The 23,388-nt window shown below is 70.8% G+C and carries 22 protein-coding genes; 8 read left to right on the plus strand and 14 right to left on the minus strand.

The features are described 5' to 3' along the window. Positions 1–42: 42 nt before the first annotated feature. Genes OG2516_RS07515 through OG2516_RS07525 form a run of 3 tightly spaced genes read left to right on the plus strand, consistent with a single transcriptional unit; the run spans position 43 to position 1,993 of the window. Entirely contained in the window at positions 43–582 is a 540-nt protein-coding gene (locus OG2516_RS07515) for a tetratricopeptide repeat protein (protein ID WP_007255041.1), read from the plus strand. Between the two features lie 60 nt (positions 583–642). Further along, complete coding sequence (locus OG2516_RS07520) at positions 643–1,503, plus strand: tetratricopeptide repeat protein (protein WP_007255042.1); 861 nt, start codon at positions 643–645, stop codon at positions 1,501–1,503. Between the two features lie 4 nt (positions 1,504–1,507). Further along, complete coding sequence (locus tag OG2516_RS07525) at positions 1,508–1,993, plus strand: prepilin peptidase (protein WP_007255043.1); 486 nt, start codon at positions 1,508–1,510, stop codon at positions 1,991–1,993. Here OG2516_RS07525 and OG2516_RS07530 read toward each other — a convergent pair. Beyond that, the gene (locus OG2516_RS07530) at positions 1,966–3,582 is read right to left on the minus strand and encodes a hypothetical protein (protein ID WP_156799292.1); all 1,617 of its coding nucleotides are present in this window, start codon (positions 3,580–3,582) and stop codon (positions 1,966–1,968) included. The genes OG2516_RS07525 and OG2516_RS07530 overlap by 28 nt on opposite strands. A 151-nt stretch (positions 3,583–3,733) precedes the next feature. Between OG2516_RS07530 and OG2516_RS07535 the strand changes: the two genes are divergently transcribed. The 3 genes from OG2516_RS07535 (at position 3,734) to pdeM (ending at position 8,239) form a co-directional block, all read left to right on the plus strand. Further along, the gene (locus OG2516_RS07535) at positions 3,734–5,047 is read left to right on the plus strand and encodes a P-loop NTPase family protein (RefSeq protein WP_007255045.1); all 1,314 of its coding nucleotides are present in this window, start codon (positions 3,734–3,736) and stop codon (positions 5,045–5,047) included. A 78-nt stretch (positions 5,048–5,125) separates the two neighbouring features. After that, positions 5,126–7,531 carry a ligase-associated DNA damage response DEXH box helicase gene (locus OG2516_RS07540; protein ID WP_040615017.1) on the plus strand — a complete coding sequence of 802 codons (2,406 nt, stop codon included), beginning with the start codon at positions 5,126–5,128 and terminating at the stop codon, positions 7,529–7,531. A 39-nt stretch (positions 7,532–7,570) separates the two neighbouring features. Continuing rightward, positions 7,571–8,239: a ligase-associated DNA damage response endonuclease PdeM gene (gene pdeM, locus OG2516_RS07545; protein ID WP_007255047.1), complete on the plus strand. Its 669-nt coding sequence runs from the start codon at positions 7,571–7,573 to the stop codon at positions 8,237–8,239. Positions 8,240–8,278: 39 nt separating this feature from the next. Here pdeM and folD read toward each other — a convergent pair whose 3' ends face one another. Beyond that, on the minus strand, positions 8,279–9,169 hold the full coding sequence (gene folD, locus OG2516_RS07550; RefSeq protein WP_007255048.1) for a bifunctional methylenetetrahydrofolate dehydrogenase/methenyltetrahydrofolate cyclohydrolase FolD: 891 nt from the start codon (positions 9,167–9,169) through the stop codon (positions 8,279–8,281). Between the two features lie 19 nt (positions 9,170–9,188). Then, the gene (locus tag OG2516_RS07555; protein ID WP_007255049.1) at positions 9,189–10,865 is read right to left on the minus strand and encodes a formate--tetrahydrofolate ligase; all 1,677 of its coding nucleotides are present in this window, start codon (positions 10,863–10,865) and stop codon (positions 9,189–9,191) included. 234 nt (positions 10,866–11,099) lie between these two features. On the opposite strand from OG2516_RS07555, the gene OG2516_RS18935 reads away from it, so the two are divergent. Beyond that, on the plus strand, positions 11,100–11,840 hold the full coding sequence (locus OG2516_RS18935) for a hypothetical protein (RefSeq protein WP_007255050.1): 741 nt from the start codon (positions 11,100–11,102) through the stop codon (positions 11,838–11,840). Between the two features lie 3 nt (positions 11,841–11,843). Here OG2516_RS18935 and OG2516_RS07565 read toward each other — a convergent pair whose 3' ends face one another. Next, the gene (locus OG2516_RS07565; protein WP_040615018.1) at positions 11,844–12,431 is read right to left on the minus strand and encodes an MOSC domain-containing protein; all 588 of its coding nucleotides are present in this window, start codon (positions 12,429–12,431) and stop codon (positions 11,844–11,846) included. 88 nt (positions 12,432–12,519) lie between these two features. On the opposite strand from OG2516_RS07565, the gene OG2516_RS07570 reads away from it, so the two are divergent. Beyond that, a complete protein-coding gene (locus OG2516_RS07570) occupies positions 12,520–13,575 on the plus strand; it encodes an alpha/beta hydrolase (protein WP_007255052.1) in 1,056 nt (351 codons plus the stop codon). 71 nt (positions 13,576–13,646) lie between these two features. Here OG2516_RS07570 and ftsH read toward each other — a convergent pair whose 3' ends face one another. The 10 genes from ftsH to OG2516_RS07620 form a co-directional block, all read right to left on the minus strand. Beyond that, complete coding sequence (ftsH, locus tag OG2516_RS07575; RefSeq protein WP_007255053.1) at positions 13,647–15,554, minus strand: ATP-dependent zinc metalloprotease FtsH; 1,908 nt, start codon at positions 15,552–15,554, stop codon at positions 13,647–13,649. 76 nt (positions 15,555–15,630) lie between these two features. Continuing rightward, a complete protein-coding gene (gene tilS, locus OG2516_RS07580) occupies positions 15,631–16,833 on the minus strand; it encodes a tRNA lysidine(34) synthetase TilS (RefSeq protein ID WP_050769154.1) in 1,203 nt (400 codons plus the stop codon). 50 nt (positions 16,834–16,883) lie between these two features. After that, on the minus strand, positions 16,884–17,708 hold the full coding sequence (gene ybgF, locus OG2516_RS07585; RefSeq protein ID WP_007255055.1) for a tol-pal system protein YbgF: 825 nt from the start codon (positions 17,706–17,708) through the stop codon (positions 16,884–16,886). 32 nt (positions 17,709–17,740) lie between these two features. Next, entirely contained in the window at positions 17,741–18,262 is a 522-nt protein-coding gene (gene pal, locus OG2516_RS07590; protein ID WP_007255056.1) for a peptidoglycan-associated lipoprotein Pal, read from the minus strand. An 88-nt stretch (positions 18,263–18,350) separates the two neighbouring features. Further along, complete coding sequence (gene tolB / locus OG2516_RS07595) at positions 18,351–19,691, minus strand: Tol-Pal system beta propeller repeat protein TolB (RefSeq protein ID WP_007255057.1); 1,341 nt, start codon at positions 19,689–19,691, stop codon at positions 18,351–18,353. A 160-nt stretch (positions 19,692–19,851) separates the two neighbouring features. Beyond that, complete coding sequence (locus OG2516_RS07600; RefSeq protein ID WP_007255058.1) at positions 19,852–21,003, minus strand: hypothetical protein; 1,152 nt, start codon at positions 21,001–21,003, stop codon at positions 19,852–19,854. 7 nt (positions 21,004–21,010) lie between these two features. Continuing rightward, entirely contained in the window at positions 21,011–21,490 is a 480-nt protein-coding gene (locus OG2516_RS07605) for an ExbD/TolR family protein (RefSeq protein ID WP_007255059.1), read from the minus strand. Between the two features lies 1 nt (position 21,491). Next, positions 21,492–22,166, minus strand: a complete 675-nt coding sequence (gene tolQ / locus OG2516_RS07610; protein ID WP_007255060.1) for a protein TolQ — start codon at positions 22,164–22,166, stop codon at positions 21,492–21,494. A gap of 215 nt (positions 22,167–22,381) precedes the next feature. After that, positions 22,382–22,771: a tol-pal system-associated acyl-CoA thioesterase gene (ybgC, locus tag OG2516_RS07615; protein WP_007255061.1), complete on the minus strand. Its 390-nt coding sequence runs from the start codon at positions 22,769–22,771 to the stop codon at positions 22,382–22,384. Continuing rightward, on the minus strand, positions 22,768–23,385 hold the full coding sequence (locus OG2516_RS07620; protein WP_007255062.1) for a hypothetical protein: 618 nt from the start codon (positions 23,383–23,385) through the stop codon (positions 22,768–22,770). Before OG2516_RS07620 ends, ybgC begins: the two co-directional genes overlap by 4 nt. Positions 23,386–23,388: the final 3 nt, after the last annotated feature.

A 23,388-nucleotide genomic window follows, 5' to 3' on the forward strand; every position in this document is an offset into this window, starting at 1 on the left:
GCTTGCCAGCCGGCGGAGGAGCCGTCAGACTCCGCGCCAACCATGCGCCGCCTCCTCGCCCTCGCCCTCCTCCCCCTCGCCGCCTGCGCCCCGGCGCCGCCCGACCAGCTCGACGCGCCGGGGCTGGCGCTGCGCGGCGAGGCCGAGAACCCGCTCGTGGTGGGCCACCGGCTGATGGACGCCGGCGAGCACGAGCTCGCCCTCGAGGCCTTCACCCGCGCCGCCGCCGAACAGGGGCTCAACGGCGACACCCTCTCCGCCCTCGGCTCGGCCAATCTCAAGCTCGGCCGCCTCGGCCAGGCCGAGCGGCTGCTGCGCGAGGCGGTCGAGGCGGATCCGGCCTTCTCGGAGGCGTGGAACAACCTGGGCGTGATCCTGATGGAGACGGGCGAGTTCGGCGAGGCCGCCGAGGTGTTCCGTCGCGCCTATGCAACGGACAACGGCCAATCCGACGCGATTCGCGACAACCTCCGCTTAGCGCTCGCAAAAGCGGAAAACGCAAGCTACAGTGACGACAACGACAACAGCGACTTCAGGCTGATCGAGCGCGGCGCGGGGGATTACCTGCTCCGGAGCCAATAACCGGCACACAAGACCGGAGCGGACCTGAAGCGGCGAGCAGAACCGAGGATGCAGGCACCCATGCGGCACTCCCTTGTGACGAGCATGCTTCTGGCAGGCGCTCTGGCGGCGTCCGGCTGCGCGAAACCCGACGGCGAGGCCGAGGTCAATCGGGCCTTGCAGGACCTCAACGTCGTCGACGACGCCAACCTCAACGACGTGATGCTGACCGTCGCCGACCCCAACGAGGCCGTCGCCTACTTCACCCGCGCCGTCGCCACCGCCCCCGAGCGGCTCGACCTGCGCCGCGGCCTCGCCACGTCGCTGGTGCGCGCCGGCCGCGCCCCCGAGGCGGTCGAGGCCTGGACCCTCGTCACCGCCTCGCCCGGCGCGACGAACGAGGACCGCGTCGAGCATGCCGACGCGCTGATCCGCGCCAACCGCTGGGACGAGGCCGAGGCCGTCCTCGACTCGATCCCGCCGACCCACGAGACCTACAGCCGCTACAAGCTCGAGGCGATGATCGCCGACAGCAACGAGCAATGGTCCAACGCCGACAGCTTCTACGAGACCGCCTCCGGCCTGACCACGACCCCGGCCTCGGTGCTCAACAACTGGGGCTATTCCAAGCTGACCCGCGGCGACTACCCGGGCGCCGAGCGCCTGTTCGCCGAGGCGATCCGCCACGAGCCGTCGCTGTTCACCGCCAAGAACAACCTGATGCTGGCCCGCGGCGCGCAGCGCAACTACGACCTGCCCGTCGTGCCGATGAGCCAGACGGAGCGTGCCCAGTTGCTGCACACGCTCGCCCTCGCCGCGATCAAGCAGAGCGACATCTCCATCGGCCGCAGCCTTCTGCGCGAGGCCATCGACACGCATCCCCAGCATTTCGAGGCCGCCGCCCGGTCGCTCGCCGCGCTCGAAGAGAACGTGGCGAACTGACGCCGTGGGCGAATTGCTCGCCACCGCCTGGTTCCTGCCCTTCGTGCTGCCGATCTGCTTCTACGTCGCCTGGACCGACCTGGCGCGGATGAAGATCACCAACGTCGCCGTCGGCGCGCTGCTCGTGGTCTTCGCCGTGGTCGGCGCCATGGTGCTGCCGCTGCCCGACTACCTCTGGCGCTGGGCCCACTTCGCGCTGGTGCTCGTGGTCGCGCTCGCGCTCTACGCCGGCGGGCTGTTCGGCGGCGGCGACGCCAAGTTCCTCGCGGCCGCCGCGCCCTACGTGGCGCTCGCCGACCTGTCGTCGATGCTGATCCTGCTGTCGGGCTTCATGCTCGCCGCCTACGCCGCCCACCGCCTCGCCCGCGCCAGCGCCCTGCGCCGCCTCGCGCCGGGCTGGGAGAGCTGGACCTCGGGGCGGCGCTTCCCGATGGGGCTGCCCTTCGGCGGCGCGCTCGCCACCTACCTCGTGGTCACGTCCTTCGCGTAGAGCAGGTAGAGCGGCGTGCGGCGCAGCTCCGTCAGCTCGTCGGTGCCGCGCGCCGCGATGGAGGCGACGATCTCCGCCCGCCGCTCGGGCACGACCGGGCAGAGCGGGATCAGCACCAACTCGGCGGCCGCGTAGCCCGGCAGCCCGCCATAATGCCACGCCGCCGCGCCGGGCAGCCGGCCGACGTCGCCGAACAGCCACAACGGCATCAGCACGTCGGCCGCGAACAACGGCCGCCCGCCCTGCCCCGCCGCCTCGAGATCGCGCGCGATGGCGGCGAAGGTCGCCACCATGCCGCCGCTCAGCGCGCACTCGGGCAGAACCTCGCCCGCGAACGTCGCGGGCTCCACCGGCTCGGTCGGGTAGCCCGGCGCTTCGATCTCGAGCGGGCGCATCGCGAGCGCCCTTGCCAGCCGCTCGGTGACCCCGAGCAGGTCGTCGTGCCGCGCGCTGCGGGGGAAGACGGGGGTGTATTCCTCGGCCGGCGTGGTCAGGTGGCGGATCGGGGAGATGGCGAGGTTGACGACGCTCGGCGCGGCCATGGCGAACAGGATCGCGGCCAGCCCGCCGAGCACCGCCCGGTGGCTCAGCCCCGATGCCGCCTCGCCGTCGGCGGCCTGCGGCAGGTAGGCCAGCACCAGCAGTCCGAGCAGCGGCAACCATTGGGGATCGTTGCCGTAATTCTGGTAGGTCACGTAGACGAAGCCGGGCAGGAACAGCAGCACCAGCAGCCCGCCCGTCGTCACCCCCGCCCGACGCAGCGCCACCACCACCGCCAGCGCGGCGAGCGAGCCGCCGAGGTAGAGCGGCGCGGTCACGATGTCCCGGAGCGGCAGCCCCGGCTGCGGCCGCGCCTCGGAGGCGGCGACGGCGGCGAGGTCGGCCACGTAGCCCGTCCAGTGGCCGATGCCGAGCCACGGCGTCAGCCCCGCCACGAGCGCCAGTCCCGTCGCGACCGCCACCGCCAGCGCCCGCCGCTGCCCCGTCAGCCACAGCGCCAGCACCACCGGCGGCGCGAAGGCGAGGACGTAGGTCACCTTGATCAGCGCCAGCCCGGCCACCGCCAGCCCGACGATGACCCCGTCGGCGTGGCCCCGCCCCGCGCGCGGCGGCACCAGGGCCGCCACGGCGGCGACGAAGGTGAGCGCCCAGGCCCAGCGATTGTAGTGCATGGAGATCGAGAGCGCCGCCTCCGCCTCGCCGTGGACGAGCGCCAGCACGTGGACCAGCACCAGCACCGCCAGCAGCCCCGCCAGCGGCGGCGACAACCGGCTGCGCCCGATCCACCAGAGCGCCGGCGCGAGCGCCACCGCCGCCAGCAGCTGCGCCCACAGGACCGCCATCCCGAGCCCGGCCCCGGCCTTCACGAACAGCACGATCGGCGCGAAGGCGAGCCCGCCGAGCGGCGTCGTGACCTCGCGGTGCAGCCGATCGCCCGCGGCGAGGCGCAGCACGATGTCGGCGAGGTGCAGCATGTCGCCCTCGTGCTGGCTCACGTGGAGCCCGCCCTTCAGCAGCGCCGCGCCGCCGAGACCGGCGATCAACAGCGCGATGAGCGCCGCCAACCGCGCCGATCCAGCCCGAAACATGCCCGCCTCTTTTGCCCGTTCATCCTTCTTCTGGCCACATTAGCCGGCCATTGCTCGGGGCGGGAGGGTCGGCGCCCGCGCGTGCGGGATCGGCCCCTCCGGCGCGGCGCCCACGCCACAGCGCCACCCGGGTAGCAGGAGGGACTTGCCGATGAACATGCAGACCGCCGCCGTCATGGCGCCGCCGCCGCCGCGCACCCTCGACGCGATGCAGATCCCCGTCGTGATGATGCGCGACATCCTCCTCAAGACGATGTTCCGCAAGAACGTCGCCCTCGTCACCGCCATCGCCCGCGCCATCTGCCTGCCGCCCAACGTCACGCAGGAGCTCATCGACATGGGCCGCAACCAGGGCCTGATCGAGGCCATGGGCACGCTCAAGGCCACGGCGGTGAACAACGAGATGGAGTACCAGCTCACCGACAGCGGCAAGTCCCGAGCTCTCGATGCGCTGGCGCAGTCGGAATATTTCGGCGCCATGCCCGTGCCGCTCTCCGTCTACCGCGAGCAGGTCGCGCGGCAGTCCATCCGCAACATCCAGATCACCCGCGACCAGCTCACCGGCGCGATGGGCCACCTGATCCTGCCGCCGATGCTGCTCGACCAGCTCGGCCCCGCCGTCGGCTCCGGCCGGTCGATTCTGATGTACGGCCCGCCGGGCAACGGCAAGTCCTCCATCTCCAACGGAATCCGCGATGCCCTGGGCGACCGCATCTACGTGCCGCGCGCGATCGAGTATTCGGGCCAGGTCATCACCGTCTACGACCCGATCGTGCACAACGCCGCCGAGGAAGAGGTCGACGACCCGAACTCCCTGCGCCGCACCTCCGGCCGCTACGACAGCCGCTACGTCCGCTGCGAGCGCCCCACCGTCATCACCGGCGGCGAGCTGTCGCTGTCCATGCTCGACCTCGTCTACAACCCGACCGCCCGCACCTACCAGGCGCCGCTGCAGCTGAAGTCGACCGGGGGCGTGTTCATCGTCGACGACCTCGGCCGGCAGGCGGAGCCGCCGCAGTCGCTGGTCAACCGCTGGATCGTGCCGCTCGAGGAGAGCAAGGACATCCTCGCCCTGCAATCCGGCGAGAAGTTCGAGGTGCCGTTCGACACGTTGGTGATCTTCTCGACGAACTTCCACCCCAACGAGATCTTCGACAAGGCCGCGCTGCGCCGGATCTTCTTCAAGATCAAGATCGACGGGCCGAACCAGGAGGACTTCCTCAAGATCTTCGCCCTGATCGCCCGCAAGAAGAAGATGCCGCTCGACGAGAAGGCCCTGCTGCACCTGCTCAACAACAAGTACCCGAAGATCAACAACAACTACGCGAACTACCAGCCGGTGTTCCTGATCGACCAGATGATCGCCATCTGCGAGTTCGAAGGCATTCCCTACCAGATGACGCCGGAGCTGATCGACCGGGCCTGGGCCAACATGTTCGTGCGCGACGAGGCCATCGCTCACTGATTGTCTCTACATCCTCATGCTCCTTCCCTCCGTTGCGAATCGCTTGACCCGATCATGGCGGAGAACATTTAAGGAACCATGAGCGCCTTGCCTTCCCGTTTCAGCGACTGGTTCGCCACCCGCGGCTGGCAGGCGCATCCGCATCAGCTCGACATGCTCGCCCGCGCCGACGAGCCGTCGCTCCTGCTCATCGCGCCCACCGGCGGCGGCAAGACCCTCGCCGGTTTCCTGCCGACCCTCGTGGAACTGGCCGACGGCGGCTTCGAGGGCCTCCACACCCTTTACGTCAGCCCGCTCAAGGCCCTCGCCGCCGACATCCGGCGCAACCTCCTGACGCCGATCACCGAAATGGACCTGCCGATCCGCGTCGAGGACCGGACCGGCGACACGTCCTCGGCGCGCAAGAAGCGCCAGCGCGGCGACCCGCCGCACATCCTGCTGACCACGCCCGAGAGCCTGGCCTTGCTGGTATCTTACGAGGACTCGCCGCGGATCTTCGCCAACCTTCAGCGTGTCGTCGTCGACGAAATCCACGCGCTCAGCGAGAGCAAGCGCGGCGACCAGCTTATGCTCGCCCTCTCCCGCCTCCAGGCGCTCGCGCCGAACCTGCGCCGCGTCGGCCTGTCGGCGACGGTCGAAAACCCGGCCGCCCTCGCCGCCGAACTCGCCCGTCATCCGGACCCCTGCCCGATCCTGCACGCCGATCCAGGCCCGGACCCGGACATCTCGATGCTGGTGACGGACGAGAAGCCGCCGTGGGCCGGGGGCGGCGCGAAGTACGCGATCCCGGCGGTGCTCGAACAGGTGAGACGGCACAAGACCACGCTGATCTTCCACAACACCCGCGCGCAGGCCGAGATCTTCTTCCACAACCTCTGGCTCGCCAACGACGACGACCTGCCCATCGGCATCCACCACGGCTCGCTCTCGCGCGAACAGCGCCAGAAGGTCGAAGCCGCCATGGTGGCCGGCGCGCTGCGGGCGGTCGTCTGCACCGGCACGCTCGACCTGGGCATCGACTGGGGCGACGTCGACCTCATCATCCAGATCGGCGCGCCGAAGAACGTGAAGCGCCTGATCCAGCGGATCGGACGCGCCAATCACCGCTACAATGCCCCCTCCAAGGCCATTCTCGTTCCCGCCAACCGCTTCGAGATCGTCGAGTGCGTTGCCGCGCTCGAAGCGGCACGCGAGCGCGATCTGGATGGAGACCCGAAGGGCCCCGGCCCCCGCGACGTGCTCTGCCAGCACATCCTGATTCGCGCCTGCGCAGGCCCGTTTCTAGCAGACGACCTTTACCAGGAGGTTAAGTCGGCCGGCGCCTATGCCGCCCTCTCCCGGGCCGCCTTCGACGATTGCCTCGCCTTCTGCGCGACCGGCGGCTACGCGCTCCGGGCGTACGACCGCTGGCAGCGGCTGAAGCAGACCGACGGCGCCTGGCACCTGCGCGACCCGCGCGCGGCGCTGCGGATCCGGATGAACATCGGCACGATCCAGGACACGGACCGGGTGAAGGTGCGCTGGCGGGGGCGTGGCGGGGCGCCGCTCGGCGAGGTCGAGGAGGGGTTCGCGGCGACACTGACGCCCGGCGATACGTTCCTCATCGGCGGGCAGGTGGTGCGCTACGACCGGATGCGGGAGATGATCGTCGAGGTGTCGCGGCGGACGGACAAGGAGCCGCGCATCGCGACGTTCATGGGCACGAAGTTCGCCACCTCGACCCAGCTGTCGCAGCGCATCCTGCGGATGTTTCAGCAGGAAAGCTGGCCGGAGCTGCCGGGCCATACGGCGGAATGGCTCGCGCTTCAGCGCGAGGTCTCGAAGCTGCCGGAGGCCGACCGGATCCTGGTCGAGACCTTCCCCGACGCGGGGCGGCATCATGTCTGCGCCTACGGCTTTGCCGGGCGCAACGCGCAGCAGACGCTGGGCCTGCTGCTGACCCAGCGCATGGAGGTGCAGGGGCTGCACCCGCTCGGCTTCGTCGCCACCGACTACGCGACGCTGATCTGGGGCCTCGACCCCGTGACTGACCCCGAGCCGCTGTTCACGCCCGACAGCCTGCGCGACGACTTCGAGACGTGGCTCGGCGGCAATGCCGTCATGAAGCGCACGTTTCGCAACGTGGCCACGATCGCCGGCCTCATCGAGCGCAACCTGCCACAGGCGACTCGCAAATCAGGCCGGCAGGCGACATTCTCGTCGGATATTCTTTACGAAACGTTGATGAAGTACGAGCCCGACCACCTTTTACTGCGCATCACGCGGGAGGAAGCGCTGCGCGGCCTCGTGGATTTCGGTCGGATCGAGGAGATGCTGACGCGGACGGCGGGGCGCATCGATCATGTGGCGCTGGAGCGGGTGACGCCGCTGGCGGCGCCGATGTTCCTCGAGATGGGGCGGGTGCCGGTGGCGGCGTCGGGCGCGCAGCGGCTGATGGAGGAGGAGGCCTCGCGGCTGATGGCGCTCGCGGGGCTGGAGGCGTAGGGTTGCCAGCCGCATATGGCTCTGGCAAAGGAACGGACCATGAACGCACATGCCTTCCGCCTCGCCGGTGCCGAACTCCTGGCGCTTCCTTCCGGAGGCCTCTTCTGGCCGCAGGAAGGTCTGCTCTGCGTGTCCGACCTGCATCTCGGCAAGTCGGAGCGGGTGGCGCGGCGGCGAGGGCTAATGTTGCCGCCCTACGAGACCCGCGCGACGCTGGCGCGGCTCGAGGCGGACATTGCGGCGACGCGGGCGGGGAGGATCGTCTGCCTCGGCGACAGCTTCGACGATCTCGCCGCGGGCGCCGCGCTCGACGAGGGCGACGCGCAGTGGCTCACCCGGCTCATGGCCGGGCGCGACTGGACGTGGATCGAGGGCAATCACGATCCCGGCCCGCTGTCGCTCGGCGGGACGCATCTGGCGGAGGCGAGGGTCGGGCCGCTCACTTTCCGCCACACCGCCAGCACCGGGGCGCAGGGCGAGGTGTCCGGGCACTACCACCCGAAATGCAGCCTCGCCGGGCAGTCACGCCCGGCGTTCCTCTGCGACGCGCGGCGGCTGATCCTGCCGGCCTACGGCGCCTATACCGGCGGCCTGCGCTGCACCGACGCCGTGCTGCAGGCGCTGTTCGACGACCCGGCCATCGCCATACTGACCGGCCCGCGTGCCCTTCCCGTGCCGCTGCCCCGGGCGACGAGGAGGAGCGCCTGAGTCGACACCCTAGCGGCAGGCTCCTAAAGAACCGTTACTTCAGGCCGTGAGCCCCTCGGGCTCCGGCAGGCCGCTGGCGCGGCAGCAGGCGGTGAGGGTGTTGGCGAGCAGGCAGGCGATCGTCATCGGCCCGACGCCGCCGGGCACGGGCGTGATCGCCCCGGCGCGCTCAGCGGCGCTGGCGAAGTCGACGTCGCCGACGAGGCGCGTCTTGTCGCCCTCGCCAGGCACGCGGTTGATACCGACGTCGATGACCGTCGCCCCCTCCTTGATCCAACCGCCCGGCACCATCTGCGGACGCCCGACGGCGGCGACCACGATGTCGGCGCGGCGGACGACCTCGGGCAGGTCCTTCGTGCGCGAATGGGCGATCGTGACGGTGCAGCTCTCGCCGAGCAGCAGGCTCGCCATCGGCTTGCCGACGATGTTGCTGCGCCCGATCACCACCGCGTCGAGGCCGGAGAGCGAGCCATGGTGGGCACGCAGCATCATCAGGCAGCCGAGCGGAGTGCAGGGCACCATCGCCTTCTGCCCGGTGCCGAGCAATCCGACATTCGAAATGTGAAAGCCGTCGACATCCTTCTCCGGCGCGATGGCATTAATGACGGCGTCAGCATCTACATGAGCCGGGAGCGGTAACTGCACGAGAATGCCGTGGACTTCCGGATCCTCGTTCAGCTGTCCGACAAGCGCGAGCAGGTCGGCCTCAGACGTGTCCTCGGCTAGGCGATGTTCGAAGGAGGACATCCCGACCTCCTTCGTCATCTTGCCCTTCGAGCGCACGTAGACCTGGCTCGCAGGGTCGTCCCCGACGAGCACGACCGCGAGGCCGGGGGTGATGCCGTGCGCATCCTTGAGCCGCGCCACCTGCTCGGCCACCTTCGCCCGCACCTCGGCGGCGAAGGCCTTGCCGTCGAGAATCTCGCTCACACGCACCTCGTCATCTTCATCAGAACAGCCCCTCGATCTCGCCCGCGTCATTGAGCCGGATATTCTCCGCCGACGGCTGGCGGGGCAAGCCCGGCATCGTCATGATCTCGCCGCAGATCACCACGACGAACCCGGCCCCCGCCGACAGCCGCACCTCGCGGACAGGGACGGTGTGGCCCGTCGGCGCGCCGCGGAGGTTGGCATCGGTGGAGAAGGAATACTGGGTCTTGGCCATGCAGATCGGCAGGTGGCCGTAACCCTGCTGTTCCCATGCATGCAGTTGATCCCGCACGGATTTGTCGGCGATCGCCGCGTCGGCGTGGTAGATGCGCCGCGCGATCGTGTCGATCTTGTCGAACAGGCCCATCTCGTCGGGGTAGAGCGGGGCGAAGTTGGCGGCGCCGCTCTCGGCGAGCTGCACGACCTTGTGGGCGAGGTCCTCGATGCCGGCGGAGCCGTGTGCCCAATGCTTGCACAGGATCGCCTCGGCGCCCTGCCGCGCGACGTAGTCCTTCACCGCCTCGACCTCGGCGTCGGTGTCGGTGACGAAGTGGTTGATCGCCACCACCACCGGCACGCCGAAGCTCTTCACGTTGGAGATGTGACGGCCGAGGTTGGCGCAGCCCTTGCGGATCGCGTCGACGTCCTCGCGGCCGAGGTCGTCTTTCGTGACACCCCCGTTCATCTTCATCGCGCGGCAGGTCGCGACCAGCACCACCGCGTCGGGGGCGAGGCCGGCCTTGCGACACTTGATGTTCATGAACTTCTCCGCGCCCAGGTCGGCCCCGAAACCGGCCTCGGTGACGACGTAGTCGGCGAGCTTGAGCGCCGTGGTGGTCGCGGTGACGGAGTTGCAGCCGTGAGCGATGTTGGCGAACGGGCCGCCGTGGACGAAGGCCGGGTTGTTCTCGAGGGTCTGCACGAGGTTGGGCTGCATCGCGTCCTTGAGCAGCACCGTCATAGCGCCGTCGGCCTTGATGTCGCGGCAATAGACGGGCGAGCGGTCGCGGCGGTAGGCGACGATCATGTCGCCGAGGCGCTTCTCGAGGTCGGCGAGGTTCTTGGCGAGGCACAGGATCGCCATGACCTCGGAGGCGACGGTGATGTCGAAGCCGGCCTGCCGGGGGAAGCCGTTGGCCACCCCGCCGAGCGAGGTGACCACGTCGCGCAGGGCGCGGTCGTTCATGTCGAGCACGCGGCGCCAGACGACGCGGCGCTGGTCGATCTCCAGCTCGTTGCCCCAGTAGATGTGGTTGTCTATCATCGCGCTGAGCAGGTTGTGGGCGCTGGTGATCGCGTGAAAATCGCCGGTGAAGTGGAGGTTCATCTCCTCCATCGGCACGACCTGCGCGTAGCCGCCCCCGGCCGCGCCGCCCTTCATCCCGAAATTCGGCCCCAGCGAGGCCTCGCGGATGCAGATCGCGGCGTTCTTGCCGATGCGGTTAAGGCCGTCGCCGAGGCCGACGGTGGTGGTGGTCTTGCCCTCTCCGGCCGGGGTCGGGTTGATCGCGGTGACGAGGATGAGCTTGCCGTTGGGGCGGTCCTGGACGGAGTCGATGAAGGTCTGGCTGACCTTCGCCTTGTCGTGGCCGTAGGGGAGCAGGTCGTCGCTGCCGATCCCCAGCCGCGCGCCGATCTCCTGGATCGGGCGCTTCTTCGCCTCGCGGGCGATCTCGATGTCACTCTTGTGCGCCATTGTCCGTCCCTGTCTCCGGGCCACCGCGGGCCGCGTCCTCATCTGCCACGAGGCATAGCGGGGGTTGAAGGGGCGGCGCAGGCCGTTTCCGACATAATCGCATCTGGATCCGCCCGGCGCGCCGTCGCCGCGTTTCGCATGCGAAACGCGCGGAACTGCGGGTCGCGGCTCGCGGTTGTCGCGGCAGACGAGGGGAGCCCAGGCGCATCAACGCCAGCAAACCCCGGAGACACCATGACCCGCACAGCCCTATCTCTCTTCGCAATCGCCGCCGCGGGCCTCGCGGCGCCCGCCACGGCGCAGGACGAGTCGGCCTACTGCGCCAGCGCCTTCTACGCCGCCGACCTCGATCTCGACGGCCTGCTGAACCTCGACGAACTGACCGCCGCGCGCGACGGCGTCTTCGAGTCGCTCGACGCCAACGAGGACGGCAGCATCTCGCGCGACGAGTACGTCACCTGCGAGCAGGGCGGCTTCGACGCGCGGCTCGCCCGCACCGCCGGCCGGCTGGCCGAGGGCGGGACCGAGGCGCTCGACGCGATGTGGAGCAACATCGCGGGCGACGAGGACACCGTGAGCCGCGAAGACTTCATGGCTTCCGCCCAGGCCGCCTACGAGGGCAATCGAGACGCGGAGGACCGCGCCTGGTCGCACCCCTATCTCGGCGCGGCTGACGACGAGGACCTCTCGGAGCTGAGCATCGAGCAGTTCGCCGCCAGCTCGGCCTTCACCTTCGAGACCACGGACCGCGACGGCAACGACGTGATGAGCCGCGACGAGTGGCTGGCGCGGGCCGAGCAGCTCGAGGTGACGGCGGACCAGATCAACCACCGCTTCGACGCGCTCGACGCCAACGCCGACGACGCGCTCGACGCCGACGAGCTGGGGCGGCGCTTCATCGACGTCACCGGTGACGCGGCCGAGGACGCCACGGTGCCGGTGTTCGATTACTACTTCATGCGCAACGCGCAGTGAGCGCTACGCCGTGCCGCGCCAGGCGCGCTGGGTGGGCAGGTGCAGGCGCATCTGCCCGCCGACCTTCAGCACCCCTTCCCGCTCGACCCAGGCCACCACCCCGCGCCGCCCCTCGGCGGCGGCCTTGAACCTCTTGCCGTGGCCCGGGCGCGCTTCTTCGATGGTCATCGCCGGGAACTGACAGGGGCCGTTGAGCATGTCGACCACCAGCGTCGCCCCGTCCTCCGCCTGCAGCCGGGACGAGGGCGGCAGGTGAGTGAGGTCGGGGATGCCCGACAGCACCACCGATGCGCCGAGCCACGTGGGGTCCACCGCCTCGAGCCCCAGCGCCTCTGCGATCTCCGCCAGTTCCTCCGCCGACACCACCGACAGCTGCCGGGCGTTCCTGATCTCCGTGCCGCGCGGATGCTGGCTCAGCACGCGGCTGCAGGACGGCCGCGTCAGCCCCGCGTGGCAATCTCCCTCGTAGCCGCCGAAGCCCAGCCGCATCTCTTCCAGCGCGACCGCGTCGATCGGCTGGCGGTCACGGTGAGGGACATACCCGAGATTCGTTATGGTTCCGTAAACGGCGGTCGGTTCTAGGACTGGCATGGTTCACAATTGCTTGCTGGAACGGAGGGCGCAGGGCCCGGTTCTCCAAGCTAGTGCGCGTTCAGCGTCACTGACAAGGAGACAACACATGCTCGACTTCCACCGCACCCGCTGCACCCTTGCCGCCGTCGCGGCTCTGCTGCCCCTCGCCGCCGCCGCGCAGGAGCCGCAGATGGCCGAGCCGACGCAGGAGATGCAGGCTGTCCTCGACAAGCTCGCAGAACTCGGCGCCGAGCCGCTCAGCACGCTGTCCGTCGAGGCCGCGCGCAGCCAGCCCACGCCGGCCGACGCCGTCGCCGCCCTGATCGAGGAGCGTGGCATCGAGACGGACCCGGCACTCGACGCCATCGCCACGACCGACGTGATGATCCCGGGCGCGGCCGGCGAAGTGCCCGCGCGCGTCTTCACCCCCGATGGCGAGGGACCGTTCCCCGTCATCGTCTACTGGCACGGTGGCGGCTGGGTCATTGCCGGCATCGACACCTATGCCGCATCGGCACGCCAGCTCGCCGCCGGTACCGATGCGGTCGTCGTCTCGGTCTCCTACCGACAGGCACCCGAGCATCCCTTCCCCGCCGCGCACGAGGACGCCGTCGCGGCCTACGAATGGATCGTCGAGAATGCCGGCCAGTGGAACGGCGACGTCGATCGCCTCGCCGTGGCCGGTGAGAGCGCGGGCGGCAATCTCGCCGCCAACGTCGCCATCGCGGCGCGCGACAACGGCTGGATCGAGCCCGACCACCAGCTGCTCGTCTACCCCGTCGCGGGCGACGACATGACCACCGAGAGCTACATCGAGAACGCCGAGGCGCAGCCGCTGTCGAAGGCCGGAATGGAGTGGTTCGTGGACAAGGTGTTTACCGATCCGGCGATGGCGAGCGACCCGCGCCTCGACCTCGTCTCGCGCGAGGATCTGGGGGGACTGCCGCCGGCGACGATCATCAACGCCGAGATCGACCCGCTGCGGACCGAGGGCGAAACCTACGCCGAGCACCTCTCCGAGGCCGGGGTCGAGGTCACGCAGGAGACATACGAGGGCGTGGTGCACGAGTTCTTCGGCATGGCGGCCGTGGTGCCGGCTGCGGAGGAGGCGATGAGCCTCGCGGTGTCGGAACTGAACGACGCGTTCGCCGACGCGGATTGACCTGAACGCCAGAACGACGAAAGGCCCCGCTGTTCGACGGCGGGGCCTTTTTCCTGTTCAGACGGCGGCGATCAGGCCGAAGGTTCGGGCAGGCTGTCGCCGCGCGGCTTCTTCGTGGTCTTGGGGATCGCGGTGACCGAGGAGCCGGAGGACGGGGGCGTGTCGTCTGCGTCGTCGCCCCGGTTGAGCGCTTCGCCGGCGATGACCTTGGTGATCTCGTTGCCGGTCAGCGTCTCGTACTCCAGGAGGCCCTGCGCCAGCCGCTCGAGATCGTCGCGCTTCTCGGTGAGGATGCGCTTGGCGGTCTCGTAGCCCTCGTCGATGATCTCCTTGACCTTGTCGTCGATCAGCTTCTGCGTGTCCGCCGAATGGCTCGCGCCGCCGCCGTAGGAGCCGAGGTAGCTCTGCTGTTCGTTGGCGTAGTCGACGTAGCCCAGCTCTTCGGCGAAACCGAACTGCGTGACCATCGCGCGGGCGATCTTGGAGACCTGCTGGATGTCGGAGGCCGCGCCGGAGGTGGCGTTCTCGCGTCCGAAGATAAGCTCCTCGGCCACGCGGCCGCCCATGGCCATGGCGATCTTCGACTTGTACTTCGTCAGGGTCACCGACAGCTGGTCGCGCTCGGGCAGGCTGAGCACGAGGCCGAGGGCCCGGCCGCGCGGGATGATCGTCGCCTTGTGGATCGGGTCGTGCTGCGGGACGTTGAGGCCGACGATGGCGTGGCCGGCCTCGTGGTAGGCGGTCAGCTTCTTCTCTTCCTCGGTCATGACCATCGAGCGGCGCTCGGAGCCCATCATGACCTTGTCCTTTGCGTTCTCGAAATCGAGCATCGTCACGAAGCGCCGGCCGACGCGGGCGGCCATGAGCGCCGCCTCGTTGACGAGGTTGGCGAGGTCGGCGCCGGAGAAGCCGGGGGTGCCGCGCGCGATGATGCGCAGGTCGACGTCCGGGCCGAGCGGCACCTTGCGGGCATGCACGCCGAGGATCTTCTCGCGGCCCTTGATGTCGGGGTTGGGCACCTGGACCTGGCGGTCGAAGCGGCCGGGGCGCAGCAGCGCCGGGTCGAGCACGTCGGGGCGGTTGGTGGCGGCGACGATGATGATGCCCTCGTTGGCCTCGAAGCCGTCCATCTCGACAAGCAGCTGGTTCAGCGTCTGCTCGCGTTCGTCGTTGCCGCCGCCGTAGCCGACACCGCGCGAGCGGCCGACGGCGTCGATCTCGTCGATGAACACGATGCATGGGGCGTTCTTCTTGGCCTGCTCGAACATGTCGCGCACGCGGCTCGCGCCGACGCCCACGAACATCTCGACGAAGTCGGAGCCGGAGATGGTGAAGAAGGGCACGCCGGCTTCCCCCGCGATGGCGCGGGCGAGCAGGGTCTTACCGGTGCCGGGCGGGCCGACGAGCAGCGCCCCCTTGGGGATCTTGCCGCCGAGGCGCGAGAACTTCTGCGGGTTGCGCAGGAATTCGACGATCTCCTCGAGCTCGTCCTTCGCCTCGTCGATGCCGGCGACGTCGTCGAAGGTGACGCGGCCGTGCTTCTCCGTCAGCAGCTTGGCGCGCGACTTGCCGAAGCCCATCGCGCCGCCGCGGCCACCGCCCTGCATCCGGTTCATGAAGTAGATCCAGACGCCGATCAGCAGCAGGAACGGCAGCAGGCCGACGAGGAACGTGGTGAACCCGTTCTGCTCCTGGCTCTTGGCGGTGACGGGGATGTCGTTGTCGATCAGCAGGTCGGTGACGGCGGCGTCCTCGGGCTTGATCGTGACGTAGTCGCGCCCGTCGGCGCCGCGGTAGCGGATCTGCTCGCCGTCGATCGTGACAGAGCTGACGCCGTCATTCTCGACCGCGCGCACGAAGTCGGAATAGCTGCGGGACGTCGATTGCATGGTCCCCTGTCCACCTGAGAACAGGTTGAACAAGGCCAGGATCAACAGGAAGAGGACGACCCAGAAGGCCAGATTACGCGCGTTGCCCAACGATAGCTCCCGTGAGATCTTCTGTCCGGACAGGCTTCCGGACGTCTCTCCTAAGATAGAGACCGTGCCGCTATCTTCAATCCGATAACAGCCGGTCGGGGAAGACACCACCCGGTGCAGACAATTGCACCGAAAGCCCCGTGCCGTGGCCGAGGCGGGGGCAGGCGACGAGCCTGTCGCCGTCAAACAGCGCCGGCGCGGCATGGAGCGCGACGCGGGGCGCGTCTGGCAGTTCGGGCGCCTGTGCGAGGCCGACTTCCCCGAGGGCGCGGACGGCAAGCCCCTCGCGCGGCTCGTAAACTACCCGCCAGCGCCGGTCCCAGACCCCCGCCTCGTCGCGCAGCGCGCGCACCGCCTCGTACTCCCGCGCGATGCGAGTGTGGGTGCGCCCGACGAGGACGCGGCAGCCGTGCAGCGTCCCGCCGCCGCCCGCCAGCGCCCGCTCGAGCAGCGCCTCGAGGGCGGCGGCGCGGGGGCGGTATTCGGCCGACGCGACATATTGCAGCGCCGCCGCGAGGAGGCGGAGCTGGGTGTCGGTCTCGATGCCGGCGAAGCCGTCTCGCTCGAACAGCACGTCGCCCGCCTCCGTCGACGCCACCCGCTCCGCCACGTCGTACGCCCGCCGGGCCAGCGCGGTGCGGGCGCGGCGCAGGCGGGCGGCGGTGGCGGCCAGCGTCCCGGCGCCCAGCCCCTCGGCCTCGAGATCGGAGAGAAGGCGGCGGATGCGGACGCGGTCGTAGGTCGGGTCGGCGTTGGAGGGGTCGTCGGCGTAGGGGATCCGGAGCACGCGGCAATAGTGGCGCAGCTCGTCGCGGCCGGCGTCGAGCAGCGGGCGGACGATCTGCCAGCCGCCCATGTCGCGCCGTTCGGCCATCCCGGAGAGCCCCTCGACCCCGCTGCCCCGGCGCAGGCGCAGCAGCAGCGTCTCGGCCTGGTCGTCGCGGGTGTGGGCGAAGGCGACGTGGGCGATCTCGCCGCGCCAGTCGCCGATCAGCCGGGCGCGGGCGCGGCGGGCGGCGTCCTGCAGGTTGCCCTGCCCGTCCCAGTGCCAGCGCAAGACGTCGTGGGGCAGGCCGAGCAGCTCGGCCTCGGCGGCGACCAGCGCGGCCTCGTCGGCGGCCTCGGGGCGCAGGCCGTGGTCGACGGTGACGACGGCGAGGCGGATGCCGAACACCCGCGCCCAGGCGGCGGCGAGGTGCAGCATCGCCATGCTGTCGCCCCCGCCCGAGACGGCAAGGCCCACCCGCTCAGGAAAATGGGGCCCCAGCAGGGACCCCATCGCGTCGGCGAAGCGCTGCGCCAGTGGCGGCGGCGCTGCGGTGGCCGGGCTCACGAGCAGCCGAGCGAGGTCCGCGCGTCCATCGCCTCGAGGGCGGCGTCGGACTCCGGGAAGCGGTTGGTCACCTCCGACAGCGTCACGCAGGCCTCGTCGACCTGGCCCAGCACGCCGAGCGTGCCGCCGAGGCGGAACAGCGCGTCGGGCGCGATCTCGCCGCGCGGTTCGCCCGAGAACGCCTCGAGGTAGGCCCGCGCCGCCGCCTGCGGCTCGCCGAGCGCCTCGTGGGCCTCGCCGCGCAGGAAGTGGGCCTGCGCGCTCAGCGGTCCGCCCGGGTAGGTCTCGGTGTGGGTCGCAAAGAGGTCGACGGCGCCGCGAAAGTCACCGGCTGCGAGCGCCTCCTGCGCCCGCTCGAAGTCTGCCTGTTCGCCGACGGCGAGGGACGGGCCGCCGGTGTCGTTGGCGGTCTCGGCCTGGGGGAGGCTCTCGGCGGCATCGACGCCGCCGAGCGTGGGGGTGTCGCCGAGCTGGCCGATGTCGCAGCCGGGCTCGAGCTCGCAGAGGCGGAATTCGAGATCGCCGAGGCGGTTGGTGCCGTCGCGGGTGATCCGGTTGATGCGGAACTCCAGCTCCTCGCTCTTCGATGTCAGCCGCTGCAGCTCGGCCTCGATGGCGCTCAGCCGCTCGAGCGCGGAGGTGCCGCCGACCTCGACGCCGGGGGCGCCGGTGGTGGACAGCTCGCGCTTGAGGTTCTGGACCTCGACGAACAGGACCGACAGCTCCTGGCGGATGTCGGCGAGGGTCTCGTCGTCGCTCTGCGCCGCCGCGCCGAGGGGCGCGGCCGCGAGGGCGACGGTCAGGAACAAGGCACGCAGCATCACTCGTGTCTCCCGGTTGTTGAGGGGCGGCCTCAGCCGGTCAGGCCGCTGCCGGCGGCGATGACGGTCACGGCGCGGCGGTTCTGCGCGTAGCAGCTCTCGGCCGAGCAGACCTCGAGCGGGCGCTCCTTGCCGTAGGTGACCGTCTGCAGCCGGCTGCTCGGCACGCCCTGGCTGACGAGGTACTCGCGCACGGCGTTGGCGCGGCGCGAGCCGAGGGCGAGGTTATATTCCCGCGTGCCCTGCTCGTCGGCGTGGCCCTCGATCACGGCGCGGTAGTCGGCGTTGGCCTGCAGCCAGCGCGCCTGTCCGTCGAGGACCGCGCGGCCCTCGGGGGTGAGGGTGTACTGGTCGACGAGGAACAGCACCCGGTCGCCGATCGTCTGCTGGAAGTAGGCCGGGCTGCTCGGGTCGGCCGCGGAGCCGGCACCGGGATTGGTGACCGGCGCGGGCGCGGCGGGAACACCGGCGCCGTCGGCGAAGCGGTCGCGCCGGTTACAGCCCGTGGCGGCGAGCGCCGCGACGAGAAGCAGGGCGATGGGCAGCTTTTTCATGGAGTGCGGTCCTGTTGGCTATGGCGCTTTGGCGGCAGGTTAACACGGGCCGGAGCCCTGCGCACCCGCCGAGCGGGTGCGCGCGAGGTCACGGCTGGAGGGGGCCCCAGGAGGGGTCGGAGGCGAAGGCGGGGGTGGTGACGCGGCGCAGGTTGCGGCCGGAGACGTCGACGCTGTAGATCGCCGGCGCGCCGTCGGCGCCCTGGGTCTCGCGCGAGAACATCAGCACCCGGCCGTTGGGCGACCAGGTCGGCCCCTCGTCGAGGAACGACGCGGTGAGCAGCCGCTCCTCGGAGCCGTCGGTGCGCATCACGCCGATGTGGAAGCGGCCGGCGTGCTGCTTGGTGAAGGCGATCATGTCGCCGCGCGGCGACCAGACCGGCGAGCCGTAGCGGCCCTCGCCGAAGCTGATCCGCTGCGGCTCGCCGCCGGTGACCGGCATCACGTAGAGCTGCTGGCTGCCCGAGCGGTCGCTCTCGAAGACGATGCGCTGGCCGTCGGGCGACAGGCTCGGCGCGGTCTCGATCGAGGGCGCGCTGGTGAGCCGCTGGTGCTGGCCGGTGGTGATGTCGGTGCGCCAGATGTCGATGTTGCCGCCCTCGGACAGCGAGTAGATCACCTGCCGCCCGTCGCGGCTGAAGCGCGGCGAGAACGCCATCTCGCCGGCCTGCACCGGGATCTGCTGGCGGCTCACGGTGCCGACGTCGATGGCGTTGATCCGCGGAAAGCCGCTGTCCCAGCTGGTGTAGATCACCCGGTCGCCCGTCGGCGAGAAGCGCGGCGCGAGCACGATGGAGCCGCTGTCGGTGAGGTACTGCACGTTGGCGCCGTCGTAATCCATGATCGCCAGCCGCTTGCGGCGGTCGTTCTTGGGCCCGGTCTCGGAGACGAAGACGACGCGGCTGTCGAAGTAGCCCGACTCGCCGGTGATCCGCGAATAGACCTGGTCGGCGACCTTGTGCGCCATGCGCCGCCAGCCGTCGGTCGTCCCGACGAGCTGCTGGCCCGCGCCGAGCTCCTGGCCGGAGAAGACGTCGTAGAGGCGGAACTTGACGGTGACCTGGCCTCCGTTGACCGCCACCGCGCCGGTGATCAGCGCCTGGGCGTTGATCGTGCGCCAGTCGGTGTAGGCGACGGGCTGGGCGAAGCTGGTCAGCTGGCTGACGAAGGCGGTCGACGGAATCTCGCGGAACAGGCCGGTGTTCACCAGGTCCTGCGCGACGAGGCGGCTGATGTCGGACGCGAGGCCCTCGGCCCCGGCGGTCTCGGCCTCGAAGGCGGGGATGGCGAAGGGCAGCGGCTCGACGTTGGGATCGGTCACGGTGATCCGCAGCGGCCCGCCCTGCGCGGCGGCGGCGCCGGCGAGCCACATCGCGGCGAATGCCACGAGGAGCCCGGCCAGCAGGTTGGCGAACAGGCGATGGGTCATGACCTCGATCCTCCCGGAGTCGGTTTGGGGTGCTCTCGCGCCCGGCTGGCGCGCTTCTGCACATGCTCTGGCGCTCATACAACGCCTCTTGCGGAAAGGTGAACGGCGCGGCCGTGGCCGGGGCGGTTTTGGGCGGTCTGTGGCTTCATCGCGGGGCTCCTCACCGGCTGCGCGGGTCGAACGTCATCTCGACCTCGCGCCAGCTGTCGTACTTCTCGGGCGGCAGGTCGTAGCCGGAGCGCCCGTTGTCGTTCTGACAGCGCAGCACCGCGCGGCGGGCCGCCTCGAAGGCGGCGCTGCGCGCGCCCTCGGGCCCGTCGGAGGCGCTGACCAGCCGCACGTCGCCCTCGACCCGCCCGGCAGGGCTCAGCCCGAACCCGACCGTCACCACCACCCGCGCGGCCTCGGAGCCGGCATCGACGTTCCAGCATTCGCGCACGGCGAGGCGGAAGCCCTCCTGCTCGGCCCCGCTCATGGGCGGGCCCTGCGGCACCGGCGTCGACGGCGCCTCGACGGCGGAGGCGGCGGCGAGCGCGGCGGCGACGGCATCGTCGACGGCGGCCTCGTCGACCTCCGGCTCCTCGGCCGCGGCCTCGCTGCTCGCGGTCGTCACCGTCTCCTCGGTGCGCGGCGGGGCGGGCGGCTCGGGGCGGTCGGGGCGGACCCGTGGGCGCAGCGAGGCGTCCGGCGCGGAGGCGGCGGGGCGATCGGCCTCGGTGACGATCTGGCTCGCGGCCTCCTCGACGGCGGTCTCCTCCTCCGGCTCCTCGACGATCTCCGCCGGCTCCTCCGACGGCGCGGCGGCCTGCCGGACGGTGTCGGACAGCGTCACCTCCGGATCGGGCGCGGGCGCGGCCTCGGGGGCGACGCGCTCGGAGGGGCGCGGCATCGGGCGCTCGCTGACCGACAGGGTCGGGTCCTCGACGATCTCGGGCACGACCGGCGCGTTCGGCGCGATCTCGGCGACCTCGGCGGGCGGCGGCGTCGGCGCGGCCTCGGGCACCTCCGGCGCGGGGTCGGCCTCGGCGGGGGGCGCGCTCTCGGGGGCGGTCGCGGTCTCGGGCGCCTCCTCGGGCTCGGGCGGCGCGGCGGCCTCCTCGAGCGGCGGCGGCTCGATCTCGGGCGCCTCCACCTGCGGCGGCTCGGGCTGCGGCGCGCTCGCGGCGTTCATCGCCTCGAACTCCTCGACCGTCACCACCGAGACGTCCATCACCGCGAAGTCGAGCGGCTCGCTCGACAGGCCCCAGCCGGCGAGCAGCCATACCAGCAGCGCCGCGTGTCCCGCGCCAGAGATGTAGCCGCCGGGGGACATGGCCGCCCTACCCGTCCGACCCGTCGAGGGTCGGACCGCCGATGTCGGTCACGAGACCGATGTTGTTGAACCCGGCGGCGTTCATCGCCCCCATGATCTCGGCCACCCGGTTCCACGCGTTCGCGCCGTCGGCGCGCAGGAAGACCCGGTCGCTCTCGCGCTCGCCGGCGATGCCGCGCAGCCGGGCGATGAACTCCTCGCGCGCCACCTCGGTGGTCTGGATCTGCAGCGCGCCGTCGGCGGTGAGCGTCACCGTCAGCGGCTCCTCCTGCTCGGTGGGCAGCGCGTTGGCCGCCGTCTCGGGCAGCTGCACCGGCACGCCCACGGTGAGCAGCGGCGCGGCGACCATGAAGATGATGAGCAGCACCAGCATCACGTCGACGAACGGCGTGACGTTGATCTCGGCCATCGGCTGGCTGCGCCGGTTGCGGCGGCGGGCGCGCTTGCCGCCGCCCTCGCCGTCCTTCTTGATGACCCCGGCGCCCATGTCAGCCGTCCAGCTGGCGCGACAGGATGGTCGAGAACTCGTCGGCGAAGGCCTCGTAGCCCGACACGATCCGGTCGGCGTCGGCCGAGAGCTTGTTGTAGAAGATCACCGCCGGGATCGCCGCGAGCAGGCCGAGGCCCGTCGCCAGCAGCGCCTCGGCGATGCCGGGCGCGACAACGGCGAGGTTGGTGTTCTGCTGCTCGGCGATCTCGATGAAGGCGTTCATGATCCCCCAGACCGTGCCGAGCAGGCCGATGAACGGCGCCGTCGAGCCCACCGTCGCCAGCACCGGCAGCCCGCGCTGCAGCCGCCCGGCCTCCTTGGCGATGGCGACGTCCATGGAGCGGTCGATCCGCGCCTGCGCCCCCGCGATCAGGCCGCCGTCCTGCCGGTGCGAGCGGCGCCACTCGGTCATGCCGGCGGCGAAGATCTTCTGGCTCTGCCCCTTCGGCGTCGGCCCGATCTCCTCGTAGAGCCCGTCGAGCGGCTCGCCCGACCAGAAGGACCGGTCGAACCGCGCCGCCTCGGCGCGGGCGCGCTGGTACTGGAGCCACTTGTCGACGATCACCGCCCAGCACCAGATCGAGGCGCCGATCAACAGGATCATCACGAATTTGACCGCAAGGGTCGCGCGGGCGAAGAGCGCCCACATGCTGAAATCGGTTGCTGCGTCCATGACTGCCTGCTCTTCGTCGACCCCTTGTGTGGCGGGGACTTCATCGCCCGGTTACAGCATCTCGCGGAGGAAATCCACGTCGCGCCGATCACACGGGCGTGGCGGCGCGGGCGGTATGCGCGGAACTTCGCCGCCGCGCGAACTCACCGGCGGCGCGCCCGCGGCGGGCCGGTCGCCGTGCATATTTAAGGCCAGATGAAGCCCGGGGGCGCGCGTCAGCCGAGGCGGCGGGCGAGCTCGGCGGGCAGACGCGTGGGGGCGCCGGCGACGGTGAGCGCGACGAGGGTGACGCGGGCGTCGAACAGCGGCGTGCCGTCGCGCGAGACCGCCTGGCGCAGCACGATGCGGGCGGGCGTGAGGCGCTCGGGGGCGGTGGCGACGGTGAGGACGTCGTCGAAGCGGGCGGGGGCGAGGTAGTCGGCCTCGAGCCGGCGCACCGCGAACACCACCCCCTGCTCGGCCTTCAGCCGCGCTTGGTCGATGCCGAGTTCGCGCACCCACTCGGTGCGGGCGCGCTCGATGAACTTCAGGTAGTTGGCGTAGTAGACGATGCCGGCGAGGTCGGTGTCCTCGTAGTAGACGCGGCAGCGGAACGAATGGCTCATCGCGGCATCCGCGCGAACAGGCGCAGCGCGTGGCTGGCGTCGTCCGCCGCCGGGGGCAGCACCGGATCGTAGGCGGCGGCGAGGATGGCGGCGATGTCGGGGCGCAGGACCGCGACGCCGTCGGCGAGCGCCAGCGGCGAGGCCTCGGCGAAGGCCGCGTCGGACCAGAGCAGCATCGCCTGCGCCGCCTGCCCCAGCGCCAGCGTCGCGGCCGGCTGCGCGGCCATCTCCTCCGACATGCGCAGGAAGGCGAAGCAGGCCCGGATCGCGCCGGTCCCGTCGAAGCGGAAGGTGCGGAACTGCGTCGCCCCGCGCCCCTCGAGCCGCGCGACGAGCGGCGCGACCTCGCCGACGAGGTCCGCCATCTCGGGCACCTCGGCGAGCTCGGCCCAGTCGCGCACGAAGAACAGCATCAGGTTGGCCCCGGTCTCGGGATCGACCTCGGACATCTCGTGGCCGGCGCAAGCGACGACCGCCTCGATCGCGCCCTTGATGACCGGCAGGCTCTCGTCGGCGACGCCGAACACCACCGGCACGATCGGCCGGCCCCAGCGGGCGAAACGGTAGCTGCCGTCGGGGCGGGTGAAGTGGCGGGCGATGTCGTCGGGCGTCATGGC

It is taken from the genome of Oceanicola granulosus HTCC2516 (genome assembly GCF_000153305.1).
In the GTDB taxonomy this organism is placed as follows: Bacteria; Pseudomonadota; Alphaproteobacteria; order Rhodobacterales; family Rhodobacteraceae; genus Oceanicola; species Oceanicola granulosus.